This is a genomic window from Streptomyces sp. NPDC055749 (assembly GCF_053617235.1).
Map to the genome: position 1 here is coordinate 119,468 of NZ_JBSHFH010000006.1, position 13,084 is coordinate 132,551.

At 70.9% G+C, this 13,084-nt stretch carries 6 protein-coding genes; 3 read left to right on the forward strand and 3 right to left on the reverse strand.

Annotated features, from left to right (window positions below; translation table 11 throughout):
- Window positions 1-174 precede the first annotated feature (174 nt).
- Genes ACWGO0_RS06660 through ACWGO0_RS06670 form a run of 3 tightly spaced genes read left to right on the forward strand, consistent with a single transcriptional unit; the run spans window position 175 to window position 4,380 of the window.
- On the forward strand, window positions 175-1,806 hold the full coding sequence (locus ACWGO0_RS06660) for an OPT/YSL family transporter (protein ID WP_453529022.1): 1,632 nt from the start codon (window positions 175-177) through the stop codon (window positions 1,804-1,806).
- Between the two features lie 56 nt (window positions 1,807-1,862).
- Window positions 1,863-2,927 carry an S-methyl thiohydantoin desulfurase domain-containing protein gene (locus tag ACWGO0_RS06665; RefSeq protein ID WP_453529025.1) on the forward strand — a complete coding sequence of 355 codons (1,065 nt, stop codon included), beginning with the start codon at window positions 1,863-1,865 and terminating at the stop codon, window positions 2,925-2,927.
- Window positions 2,920-4,380, forward strand: coding sequence for a M20/M25/M40 family metallo-hydrolase (locus tag ACWGO0_RS06670; protein ID WP_453529028.1), 1,461 nt, complete (start codon window positions 2,920-2,922; stop codon window positions 4,378-4,380). The genes ACWGO0_RS06665 and ACWGO0_RS06670 overlap by 8 nt, the downstream gene beginning before the upstream one ends.
- Before the next feature lie 113 nt (window positions 4,381-4,493).
- Here the strand turns inward: ACWGO0_RS06670 and ACWGO0_RS06675 are convergent, their stop codons facing one another.
- The 3 genes from ACWGO0_RS06675 to ACWGO0_RS06685 form a co-directional block, all read right to left on the reverse strand.
- Window positions 4,494-8,084: a S8 family serine peptidase gene (locus tag ACWGO0_RS06675; protein WP_453529031.1), complete on the reverse strand. Its 3,591-nt coding sequence runs from the start codon at window positions 8,082-8,084 to the stop codon at window positions 4,494-4,496.
- 19 nt (window positions 8,085-8,103) lie between these two features.
- On the reverse strand, window positions 8,104-11,700 hold the full coding sequence (locus ACWGO0_RS06680; protein WP_453529034.1) for a S8 family serine peptidase: 3,597 nt from the start codon (window positions 11,698-11,700) through the stop codon (window positions 8,104-8,106).
- 370 nt (window positions 11,701-12,070) lie between these two features.
- Window positions 12,071-12,901, reverse strand: coding sequence for a helix-turn-helix transcriptional regulator (locus ACWGO0_RS06685; RefSeq protein ID WP_453529037.1), 831 nt, complete (start codon window positions 12,899-12,901; stop codon window positions 12,071-12,073).
- Between the last annotated feature and the right edge of the window lie 183 nt (window positions 12,902-13,084).

Sequence of the window (13,084 nt, forward strand, 5' to 3'; positions counted from 1 at the left end):
CCTCGTCCGCCGCTCCGGACGGCCCACATGTCGAGAACCCGGGCGCAGCCCTTGACGGCGGACTGCGCCATATGGATGATCCAGAGAGATCCAGATATTCACACCCTGTTCCATATTTTAGAACTTCCCCAGGCGACTGACAAGGCGCCCACCCGCACGGGAGCACGAAGACCCATGAGCACTGACGCCTCTCCCCAGGCAGAGACCTCGCACCCCGCGAGTGAGGGCCACCGTCATCCCCGCGCCCTCGCCCCCGGCAATCTGATCCTCACCGTGGTGCTCAGCGTGTTCGGCGCGATCGTGGGAGTGCAGCTGCTCGCCACGGTCGGCGTCACCCCCAGCACCTCGCTGATCGGCGCGCTGGCCGCGATGACGCTGGCCCGCGTACCGCTCGTCTGGTTCCGCGGCTTCCGCTCGGTGCACGCCCAGAACCTCGCGCAGACCAGCATCTCCTCGGCCACGTTCGGCGCCGCGAACAGCCTGTTCCTGCCGATCGGCATCCCGTTCCTGTTCGGGATGGACAACATGATCATCCCGATGCTGATCGGGGTCTCCGCCGCCATGCTGGTCGACGCCTGGCTGCTCCGCCGGATGTACGACACCCCTGCCTTCCCCGCGAAGAACCCCTGGCCGCCCGGGCTCGCCGCCGCCCAGGCCATCAAGGCGGGCGACGAGGGCGGCCGACGCGCCAAGGTGCTCGGCCTCGGCCTGCTGACCGGCCTGGCGGGCGCCGCGTTCACGCTGCCGATGTCGGCGTTCGGCGTAGCCCTGATCGGCGGGTTCGGCGCCATGGCCGCCTTCGGCGCCGGCCTGCTGTTCAACCAGTACGCCGACCCGCTGTTCGGCCTCGACCTGGGCGCCATGTACCTGCCTCACGGCATGATGATGGGCGCCGGCCTGGTCGCCCTGGTCCAGGTCGGCCGCACCATCGTCAAGGCCCGGCGCACCCCTGCGGACGAAACCCACGCGACCGGACCGGTCGGCGCACCGGAAGGCGCCCAGCGTCTGGGGCGCTCCATGCGGCTGGGCTTCGGCGCCTACCTCGTGATCTCGGTCCTGCTGGCGTTCGGCACCGGTGCCGCCACGCACATGAACCCCGGCATGCTGATCGGCTTCATCCTGTTCGCCTCCGTCGCCGCGTTCCTGCACGAACTGCTCGTCGGCATCGCGTCGATGCACTCCGGATGGTTCCCGGCCTTCGCGATCGCCCTGATCACGCTGCTGCTCGGGATCCTCATCGGCTTCCCGCCCGAGGCGCTCGTCGTACTGGCCGGCTTCACCGCCGCGACCGGTCCGGCCTTCGCCGACATGGGGTACGACCTCAAGGCGGGATATCTGCTGCGCGGCGAGAACGCCGACCCGGCCTTCGAGCTGGAGGGCCGCCGTCAGCAGCTGATCGCCGCGATGATCGGCTTCGGCGTCGCCATCGTCGTCGTCCTGGTCTCGTACCGGATGTTCTTCAACAACGGGCAGACCGCCCCGATCGACGCCGCGTACGTCGCCGCGATCAAGGCGGGCCCGTCCGCCGAGACCGCCCGGGACCTCGCCCTGTGGGCCATCCCCGGCGCGATCGTGCAGCTGATCGGTGGCTCGAGGCGCCAGCTCGGCATCCTCCTGGCGACCGGGCTGCTGATCACCACACCGATGGCCGGCTGGATGGTCGCCGCCGGCATCGCCGTCCGCGTCCTCGCCCCGCGTGTCCTCGGCCCGAAGGCCAAGGAAGACATGGAGGTCTTCGCCGGCGGCGCGATCGCCGGTGACGCCCTCTACTCGTTCGGCAACGGCGTGTTCAAGGCCGCCAAGTAGCCGGACGCCCCTGCGCCCTCTCGCACACCTGTACAGAACCACCCTGGGAGACCCCCGTGAAGCGACAGTTGACCCATGACGACATCCGCGCGGCCGTGTACGGCGGTGCCGTACTGGGCGGAGGCGGCGGCGGATTCGTCGAGCGGGGGCTGCGCACCGCTGAACTGGCCCTCCAGATCGGCGTACCGGAGCTGTGGACGGCCGAGGAGTTCGCGGCCGACGACCTGACCGCGACGGTGGCCCTGGTCGGCGCCCCTGCGGCGCCCGACCCCCAGGTTCTGCCCACGCACCTGCTGCGCGCCCTGGAGCTGCTCCGTCGTGACCTGCCGCGCCCGCTCGTCGCGATCCACACGAACGAGAACGGCGCCGAGACCACCATCAACGGCTGGTTCCACTCCGCGATGACCGGCCTGCCCGTCATCGACCTGGCCTGCAACGGCCGCGCCCACCCCTCCAGCGTGATGGGCGCGATGGGCCTGCACCAGGAGGAGGGCTACCTCTCCTCCCAGGGCTACGCGGGCGGCAAGCCGTACGCGTACGTCGAGGGCTCGGTCTCCGGCGGCCTGGAGGCCACATCGAACGTGGTCCGGCGCGCCTCCGTCGAGGCGGGCGGCTGGGTGGGTGTCGCCCGTAACCCCGTCGAGGTCGGCTACGCGGTGCGGAACGGCGCGCCGGGCGCGATCGGATTCGCCATCGAACTGGGCCGCCGCTTCCTCGCGGGCGGCGTGCTCGGCGCCGCCCAGCATCTCGGGGGTGCGATCGCCGTGACCGGCACGGTGCGCGAGTACCGCTGCGAGCAGCGGGAGGGCCTGGACGTCGGCGTCGCGGTCCTGGACGACGCGGCGCGCACCACGTTGTACATCGTCAACGAGTACATGGCACTTGACGTCGCCGGTGCCCGCCGGGCCTCGTTCCCCGATCTGATCACGACGTTCGACGAGGCCGGGCAGCCGCTCGCCTCCGCCGACGTCGAGATCGGCAAGGAGGTCAGCGTCCTGGTCGCCCCGGCCGAGAACCTCCTGCTCTCCCGGACGATGTACATGCCCGAGGTGTACGCGCCGGTGGAGAAGCTGCTCGGCATAGAGTTCGCCCCGGCCGCGAGGGTCCTCGCCGATGCCTGAGCAGGTTCCGGCCGGTGTCGCCGATATCGGCCCCGTACGGGACTTCTGCGACGCCCAGTGGGAGACGGAGGTGCTCCCCCTCGTCCAGCAGCACATCCGCGTCCCGGCGGTCAGCCCAGCGTACGACCCTGACTGGGAGGCCCACGGCCACCTCGACCGGGCCGTCGAAGCGGCGGCCTCATGGCTGCGGAAGGTGCCGCTGCCGGGCCTGCGGGTGGAGGTCCTGCGCGCGTCCGGGCGCACGCCGCTGATCTTCTTCGAGCTGCCTGGCGAGGGCACGCGGGCGCAGGAGTCCGTCCTTTTCTACGGCCATCTCGACAAGCAGCCCGCGGGCGACGGATGGACCGAGGGCCGCACCGCCTGGGAACCGGAATTCGACCGCACCCGGCTGTACGGCCGCGGCGGAGCCGACGACGGGTACGCGCTGCCCGCGTCGGTGACCGCGGTGCGGGCACTGGCCGAGCAGGGCGCGGCCCGGCCGCGCTGCGTCGGCGTGTTCGAAGCCGGCGAGGAATCGGGCAGCCCCGACCTCGACCACTGGTTCGCCCGGCTCGCGCCGCGCATCGGTGAGGTGGGCCTCGTGGTCTGCCTGGACTCGGGCGCGGGCGACTACGAACGGCTGTGGGTGGTCACGTCGTTGCGCGGGGCCTGCGGCGGGACGCTCGACGTGCGTGTCCTCGGCGACGGCGCACACTCCGGGGACGCGGGCGGCGTGGTGCCGTCGTCGTTCCGGGTGCTGCGACAGCTGCTGGACCGGTTGGAGGACGGCGCGACGGGTTCGCTGCGCCCGGACGCACTTCACTGCGAGGTACCGGAAGAGCGCCGCGCCCAGACGCGTGAGGCGGCGGCGCTCCTGGGCGAGCAGATCTCCGGCCGCTTCGACTGGTACGGGAACGCGTCCCCGGTGACGCGCGACCTCGAGGAGCTTCTCCTCAACCGGGCCTGGCGCCCGAGTCTTGAGGTGACCGGAGCCGACGGAATTCCTCCGGTCACATCCGCGGGCAACGTGCTGCGTCCTCACACCCGCGTCAAGGTCTCGCTGCGACTGCCCCCTAAGGTGGACAGCGCGGCGGCCCTCACGGAGGTCGGCCGGATCCTTGAATCGGACCCGCCGTACGGCACGTCGGTCCGGTTCACGCCCGACCGGGTCCTCGCCGACGGCTGGCACGCACCCGCCGAACAGCCGTGGCTCCGAGCGGCACTGTCGGCGGCGAGCCGGGCATGCTTCGACGGGGCGGACGTCGCCCGGATCGGGCAGGGCGGCACGATTCCCCTGATGGGGAAGCTGACCCGGCAGTTCCCCGAGGCACAGTTCCTGGCCTGCGGAGTGCTGGGCCCGGGCGCGAACGCCCACGGCCCGAACGAGTCCCTCCACGTCCCCTACGCGCGACGCCTCACGTCGAGCCTGTCGCTCATCCTCAACGGCTACGCCCTCCGGGCCCGGCATGAGTGAACTCGCCTGCGCGGACTGAACAACTGGCGGCAACGGTCACCCTGACCGATGCCGAAGGGCCCGCCCCGGAATGCTTGCGGAGCGGGCCCTGGTGCGCCTACGGCTGTGCCGGATCAGCCCGTCAGGTCAGGGCGCTGCGTCACCCGGATCGAGTTGACCAACGTCGTGCCGGTGACCGCATCGAAACCCACGTCCAGCCGGCCGTCGGTGACCTTGACCGTGAACGTCTTGGACAGTGCGGTCTGGGCGCCGCCCGACTCCAGGCGGACATCCACGTCGGGAACCCTCTCCACGCCTTCGGCCGTGACGTCGAAGACACGCTGTCCCGGCTTCACGCCCGCCGGCTCGGCGAAGCCCAGCTCCACCTGGTAGACGCCGTTCGGGACGGCACCGAAGCGGTACTCGCTGACACCCTCCCGCCCCGAGCGCAGCAGTTGCTGCGCCTGGGAGCTGCCGGCACCCGCGATGTCCTTGCGGGTATAGGTGAGGGCAGTGCCGTCGCCCACGTACCCGAACGAGCCCTCCGCGTACGGCCGGTCCTCGGTCCAGGCGTCGCCGAGGACGTCCACGGAGGCGGTGTCCGCGCCGACGTCGACACCCTGCTGGTAGGCGGGGACCACCAGCTTCAGCTGCACTGAGAGCGTGGGAGTGCGGGCGCTCTGCGATGTCACCACGAGAGTGCCGGTGTGGACGCTGCCGGGCTGGAGGCCCGTCGTGTCGAACGTCAGCGTGACCTGCTGCTGCGCGCCCGCGCCGAGCGTGCCGGACGCCGGGGCGGCCTTCAGCCAGGAGGCGCGGGATTTCTCCGCGACGGTGTACGGGGCGGAGGAGCCGTCGTTGGTGAGGGTCAGGGTGCGCTCGCGCCGCTCCCCCGCCGGTACGACCAGGTGCCACCCGGCCGCGTTGTCCGCCCGCACCGCGCCGGTGGTGAGCGCGGTCTCGGTGCGCAGCGCGGACAGGCTCCGCAGTTCGGCGGTGCGGGTCGCGGAGGCGTAGTGCGGCGCCGCGATCGTGATCTCGTGGTCGGCCGCCGCGGCCACCGGAAGCTGGGTCAGGTACGCCCCGTCGGCCCGGGTGGTGGCGGTGGCGACGGTCGTGCCGCCGCGGGTGACCGTGACGGTGGCACCGGCGACGGGCTTGCCGTCGTTGGCGTCGGTCACCGTGCCGGACACGACCGCGTGGCCCTCGGGGCGGAAACGGATCGCCATGCCGTCGCGGACGGAGAGCTGGTTGTAGGAGTACTGCAGGGCGTCGGTGCCGTCGTGGTTCTCGGCGCCGATGGTGGCGCCGGTGGCCTGCTCGTAGCCCTTGTCGCTCGGGGCGATGCCCTTGTAGTGGAAGGTGTACGTGCCGTCCTCACCGAGCACGGCGGCGAAGCCGATGCGCTTGGTCGTGTCGCGGGCGAGGAGCATGTCACGCCACTCGACGACGTACTCACGGTGCGGGGCGGTGCCGCGTACCGCCGTGTAGATGCCGGAGGAGGCATCCATGGCGAGCTGGTCCCAGAACGGGGAGAGAGCGCCGTTCGCCGGAGCCTTGTTCGGCAGCGGGCTGTTGTCCGTCAGCGCGAGGTAGCCGAAGATCAGCTGGCCGTCGCGGGAGACCCAGCCCTTGTCGTACGTGCGGCCGTACAGGGCGATGGGAAACGGCGGGGTGACGGGCGCGTACGCCTCGGACGGCTTCAGGAGATCGAGCTTCGTCTCGCCTGCCGGGAAGTCCGCGGTCACCTGACTGCACGTCGTGCCGAAAGCATCGGTGCGGGTGGCGAGGGCAATGTCCCTGGTGGCCGTGCCCGTGGCCATGTCGAGCGCAATACCGATGGTGGCCGCGCAGTGGTTGAGCGGTGTCAGGCTGACCTGGTAACTGCCGACGGGCAACGTCAGCTTGTACGTCCCGTCGGATGCCGTCGCCGCGCGTACCGGGGTGCCCTGCACCTTGATCGCGACGTCGGCCTCGGTGCCCGAGTCGCTGCGGACGGTGCCGGTCACGGTGCCGGTGGGGGCGGTGGCGAGCGCCGTGTCGCGGAGCGCGGAGCCGCCGTCGGTGACGGTGAGCGTGGCCGTGTCCGTGAGGTAGCCGAACTTGGTCACGGTGGCCGTGTACTCGCCGGAGACCAGGCGCGGGAAGGCGTAGGTGCCGTCCTTCTTCGTGGTCAGCTTCGCGTGCGTGGGGCCGGCCACGGAGACCTCGACGTCGGCGGCCGGGTCGCCACCGATGGTGACGGTGCCCGTGAGCGCGCCGATGTGGTCGCGCGGGGCGGCGTTGACGGCGGCGTACGCGTCGAGCCGGCCTTCGCCGTACACGTTGTTGAACGCCGCGGTGCCGCCGCAGGTGGTGTCGTCGACGTCGGTCGCGGACTTGTTCAGTACCGCCTCGGTGGCGGAGACGTCACCGCGCAGCGCCGGAGCCGCCGACCAGAGCAGGGCGACGGTGGCCGCGGTGTGCGGTGAGGCCATCGACGTACCGGACTTGGCCGTGTAGCTGCCGCCGGGGGCGGCCGAGCGGATGTTCACACCGGGCGCGGCGATGTTCGGCTTGGCCGTGCCGTCGACGCCGGGGCCGCGCGAGGAGAAGGAGGCGATCTTGTTGTTGTTGTCGAAGGCGCCCGAGGCGTACGTGTTCGTGTAGGCGCCCGGGGAACCGGCCGTGTCACAGCCCGGGCCGTCGTTTCCGTTGGAGAAGGCCGGGAAGATACCGGCGTCCCGCCAGGACTGGACCATCGCCTGGTACCAGGTGTCCAGGCTGTCCGAGCCCCAGGAGTTGTTGATGACGTCGGGCGCGAGATCGGGCCGCGGGTTCTCGCCGTCGGTGTCGGTCGGTGCGAGCATCCACTGCCCGGCGGAGAGCAGCGCTTCCCGCGGGCAGTTCTCGGTGGTGCAGGCCTTGGCGGCGACCCAGCGGGCGCCGGGCGCGACGCCGATGGTGTTCGTCGTGCCGTCCTCGCCGGCCATGGTGCCCACGGTGTGGGTGCCGTGCCCCTGGTCGTCGCAGGGTTGCGTCGTTCCACACGTGCGGGTCGCGTCGAACCAGTTGTACGCGTGGTCGTACGAGCCATCGGTCTTCAGGCCCCGGTAGCCGGCCGCGAGTGCTGGGTGCTGGAAGTCGACGCCGGTGTCGATGCTGCCGATGACGACGCCTTCGCCTCGCACGCCGTACTCGTCCCACACCTTGGGCGCGTTGACGCGGTCGACGTTCCACTCGACGCCGTCGACCTTGGCCTCGTTGGTGCCGTTGGCCGTCGGCGGGAGCTGGATCGGATCGTCGGCCTCGATCGACTCGACGTCGGAGCGGGCGGCGATCCTCTCGGCGAGGGCTCTGCTGCCCGTGACCTTGACGGTGTTGCTGATCCAGTACGACTTGTAGGACGCGTCGGACTGCTTCAGCAGCGCCGTGAGTCCCTGCTGCGAACTCTTGGCGTATGCGGTCTTGGCCTTCAGGACGGCGCGGCCCTGACCGGTCTTGGTGGTGGCTTTCTTCGCGGCCGAGGTGTCGGCCTGCGAGTCGAGCTGCACCCAGAACGAGACCTGGTCGGCCTGCGTGAAGTCCTTGAGCAGGGCGCTGTCCGCCTTGCTCTGCAGAGCGGACGGAGCGGTCGGTGCGGGGTCGGCGGCAACGGCCGGAAGTGCGCCCAGGAAGGGTGCTCCGATGATCGTGGCCAGCGTGGTGGCGAGCAGTCCTCGCCACCGGAGTCTGTGTCGGTTCACGTCTGAACTCCTCATGTGGTCAGCTGCTCAGGTCGGGCCGCTGGGTGACGCGGACGGCGTTGACGAGGGTCTTCTCGGCTCCGGTGGCGACCAGGCGGAGGTTCAGCTGCCCGTCGGTGACCTTGACCGTGAAGGACTTGGCCAGGGCCCGGTAACTGCCGCCGGTCGTACGGACGATGTCCAGGTCGGGAAGGTGGACGGCGCCCTCCGCGAGGACGTCGGTGAGGCGTTGTCCGGCCGCGACTTCGCCGAGCTCGGCGAAGTCCAGCTCGATCTGGTAGATGCCGTCGGGGACCTGGTCGAAGCGGTACTCGACAGCGCCTTCGCGCGCGGTGCGCAGGAGATTGTCGTCGGTGGTGTCCTCGATGGCGTTGGTGGTGCTCGCCTTCGTGGACCGGCCGATGTAGCCGTACGAGCCGGCCGTGTACTTCTGGTCCGGCGTCCAGGTGTCGGCGGCGAAGTCGGTGTACGCCTTGGCCCCGCCGGCGTCGATCGCTGTTCGGTAGCCGGGTACGGACACGGTCACCGGGATCTTGGTCTCGGCGGCCCGTCCGCTGTCGGAGGCGATGACGACGCTGCCCTTGAGGACGGTGCCGGGCGCCACTCCGTGCGTGTCGAAGGTGAGCACGACCTTCTGCTCACCGCCCTTCGCCAGCTGCCCCTCGGCCGGAGCGGCGCTGAACCATCCGGCGCCGCCCGCCTCGGTGATGGTGTAGCCGGTGGCTGAACCGGAGTTGGCGAGGGTGATGGTGCGCTGCCTGCTCTGCTCGGCGGGTACGACGACGGTCGTCGCGGCGGCCGGCGTGGCGGTGACCCGCCCCGTGGCCAGGGCCGCGGAGAGCTGCTCGGTGGAGCCGGACGTGAGCGGCACGGTGCCCTCGTACGCCGTGTAGTGCGCGGCGGAGACGGTGACGTCGTAGTCGGTCCGGTCACCGGTCACCGGCGCCTGCACCAGGTAGGTGCCGTCGGGCGCGGTGGTCCCGCTGGCGACGGGCTCGCCGTCACGGGCGACGGTGACAGTGGCGCCGGCGAGCGCCTTGTTGTCGTTGCCGTCGGTGACGGTACCGGTGAGGGCGGCGCTGCGGGTGGGCGTGAACTCCACCGCCATGCCTTCGCTCACGGACACCTGGTTGTAGGAGTACTGCAGGGCGTCGGTGCCGTCCGCGTTCTCGGCGCCGATCGTGGCGCTCAGGCCGCGCGCGTAGTCGGCGCCGGTGATGTTGCGGTAGTGGAAGGAGTACGTGCCGTCCTCACCGATCACCACCGAGAAGTCGAGCTTCTGGGTGCGCGCGGTGCTGGTCACGGCGTTGCGCCACTCCACGACGACTTCGCGGTGCGGGGCGGTGCCCCGGTTCGACCAGTAGATGTCGCCTGTGCCGGTGGCCAGTTGGAGGTTGTCCCAGAACGGGTAGAGCGAGCCGTTGGGAGAGCCCATGTAGGGCAGGGTCCGGTTGGCGCCGAGGTTGCTGGACGTCGTGAAGCTGAGGTAGCCCTCGATGTTGGCCGTGGCCTGTCTGTACGTCTTGCCGTACAGCGCCACCGGGAAGGGGAACTTGACCGTGGCCGAGCCCTCGTAGTCGCTGCTCGTGCTGAGCCTGGTCGAGCCGGACGGGAACGCGGCCCCGTACGTGGTCCTGCAGATGGTGCCGAACCGGTCACCCCGGTTGGGCAGTACGAGGTCCTTGCCGCCCTCGCCTGCGGGCACCTCAATGCCGAACGATCCGCTCGTGGCACACCGGGAGATGGGCGTGACCGTCACCTGGTAGGTGCCTGCGGGCAGCTGGAGCTTGTACGTACCGTCGGCCGCGGTCGTGGTGCTGGTGTCGGCGGGGGCACCCGCCACCTCGATCCTCGCACCGGCCTCGGGGCCGGACAGGGTGCGCACGGTGCCGGAGAGTGTGCCCGCGGGGGCCGTGGTGAGGCTCAGGTCGCGGGTGGTCGTGGCATCCTCGGTGACGATGGCGGTGGACGTGGCAGGCGTATAGCCGTACTTGGTGACCTTGACCTGGTAGTCGCCGACCATCAGCTTCGGCAGGCCGTACGTTCCGTCGGCCCGGGTGTCAGCGAGGGCGTACATCGGCCCGTCGAGTTCCACGGTGGCTCCGGACACGGGCGCGCCGCCGGACGTGATCGTTCCGAGGAGACCGCCGAGCGGACCGCGCGGAGCGGAAACGACGGCCTGGTAGGCGTCGAGGCGGCCCTCGCCGTAGACGTTGTTGTTCCCGGCGCTGCCGCCGCACGTGATGTCGTCGACGTCGTGTGCGGTGCGGTCGAGGAGGCGTTCGGTGGCCGCTACATCGCCGCGGATCGCCGGGGAGGCCGCCCACATCAGGGCGACGGTGGCAGCGGTGTGCGGGGAGGCCATCGACGTACCGGACATGACGGCGTAGCCGCCGCCGGGAGCGGCCGAGCGGATATCGACTCCGGGAGCGGCGATGTCGGGCTTGACCGCCCCGTCCTCTCCGGTTCCGCGGGAGGAGAAGTACGCGATGTCGCCTTCGCTGTCATATGCGCCGGTGGCATAGCTGTTGGTGTACGCGCCGGGAGAGCCGGCGGTGGCGCAGCCGGGGCCGACGTTGCCGTTGGAGAAGGCGGAGAAGATCCCGGCGTCGCTCCACGCCTGGACCATGTCCTTGTACCAGGTGTCGATGACGTCGGCGCCCCATGAGTTGTTGACGACGTCGGGGGCGAGTTCCGGGCGCGGGTTGTCGCCGTTGCGGTCGGTGGGAGCGAGGATCCACTGGCCCGCGCCCATCAGCGCGTCCCGGGGGCAGCCGAGCGTGGTGCACGCCCTGGCGGCGATCCACCGGGCTCCCGGCGCGACACCGATCTCGTTGCCGTCGTGGTCGTCGCCGACCATGGTGCCCATCGTGTGGGTGCCGTGTCCGTGGTCGTCGCAGGGGGCGTCGCCCGAGCAGCTCGCGGTGGCGTCGGACCAGTTGTAGTCGTGGGCGTAGGTGCCGTCGGTCTTCAGGCCGCGGTACGTGCTCATCAGCGTCGAGTGCTGGTAGTCGACGCCGGTGTCGATGTTGGCGATGACGATGCCGTCGCCGCGTACGCCCAGCTCGTTCCAGACCTTGGGCGCGTTGATGCTGTCGAGGTTCCACTCGACGCCGTCGACCTGGGGCTCCTGCTCGGCGGGCAGCTCGTCGGGCAGCTGAAGCAGCTGGTCGGCCTCGATCGCGGCGACCTCGGGACGGGCGGCGATCTTCGCGGCGAGGGCCTTGTCGCCGGTGACCTTGACGGTGTTGCTGATCCAGTACGAGGTGGAGTGCGCGCCCGCCTTCTTCACCAGGGCCTCGATGCCGGCCTGGGTGGTGGCGGCGTGCTTCTTCCTGGCGGCGATGAGGGCCTTGTCCCGGCCCGTCCTCGTCTTCTCCTTCCTCGCGGCCGAGGTGTCGGCCCGGGAGGCGAGCTGCACCCAGAACGTCGTGGCGTCCTGCTTCTCCAGCTGCCGGACGACCTTGGCGTCGGCCTTGGCCCGCAGTTCGGATGCGGGTGACGGTGCGGGGTCGGCGGTGGCGGTGGCGGGGACCGCTGCGAGGAGCGGCACCCCCAAGGCCACGGTGAGCGCGACGGCCAGCAGGCCGTGCCGTCGCGCAAGTTGCTGTCTCACGTGCGGACTCTCTTTCCAGACGATGTGAGCGGGGGCAGGCCGGGGCGGTGGACCGGCCGGGGCCGGTCCACGCCGGTGACAGGGGGCGAGGTCAGCGCCCAGGCAGTGGCAGGTCCATGACATCCGCAGCCACGGAGGCGACGATGCCGCGTCGCCGTGAGAGGACTTGCCTCAACACGCACTCTCCTTCACAGGAAGTCCACGCAGGAGCCGGGGGCCGTTCGCGAGGTGGTGACCACACAGCAGTATGGATTCGGCACAGCAGGTCACCAGGGGTGCTGGGCTGGCGAGGTGGCGACATGACGCGCTCTCGCCAACCCCCCGTCCGGACGGGCGGAACGGCCCCGCCCCGGCATCGAGCGGCCGACGGTCAGATCCAGTTGTTGCGCATGGCGTACCAGCCCAGTTGCAGCCGGGACGTCACCGACGCCAGGTCCATGAGCGCCCGCAGCCTGCGCTGCACCGTGCGGGGCGAGGTGCCGAGCTGATTCGCGGTCGCCGCGTCCGTAAGGCCGGAGAGCATCAACTGGAGGATCTGCCGGTCGACCGGGGTGAGTTCGGCGACCTCGCGCAAGTACGGCCGGGAGTGCCGCCACACAGCGGCGAACAGCTCGGTCACCAGCATCGTCAGCGGCTGACGCAGCAGCACCGCACGCTCCGGGCCGAGCTGGACCATGGCGACGTCCCCGTCGGCCACGGCCAGTTTGAGCAGCGGGCTGTCCGTCACCCGCACCTGCTCACCGCGTCGTACCCGTTCCTCCAGGGCGGCCACCGCCGCCGGTTCGGCGAGGAAGTCGCGGTCGACCAGGAGCTGGTAGGTGACCCCGGAGGGAGCCCGGCGGTAGTCGGCGGGCGGGTCCGACGCCGCCGACAGGGTCTCGGGCACCGGCGTAATCCTGTTCAGGCCCGTCAGGAACGCCTGGAACGTGTGGCGCGCACCCGTTTCGAGCTCCAGGACCCGGCGGGCCTGTGCCACCGGGCCGTCGACCGTCTCCACGCGCACCCGGCCGTCGTCCGGGGTCCGGTCGCGCACCAGGTCGGCCACGGCCGACTCGGCGCGCCGCAGGTCGTGCCCCAGCTGCTGGAAGACCGCGTGCAGCTGCTCCTCCGCGGCCACGGCCCCGGCAGGCACACGAATGTCCCGAGGGGACGCCTGGTCCGCCTCCTCGGTGGTCGTCACTGATCGTCCAAGATCGGGCATGGCGTCAGTCTGGCCGACGGTCGCGGCTGCGTCCCGGCCCTCAGACCCGGTGGGCAGGCTGCTCAGAAGGCCGATTTACCACGTCAGCGCTGGCCCGGAAGGGCTTCGCCGCCCACCTGAACGGGCCGTGGCGTAAGTACGTCATGTCGTGACCTCGCCACCCTGGGAGGCCACGGTCACACC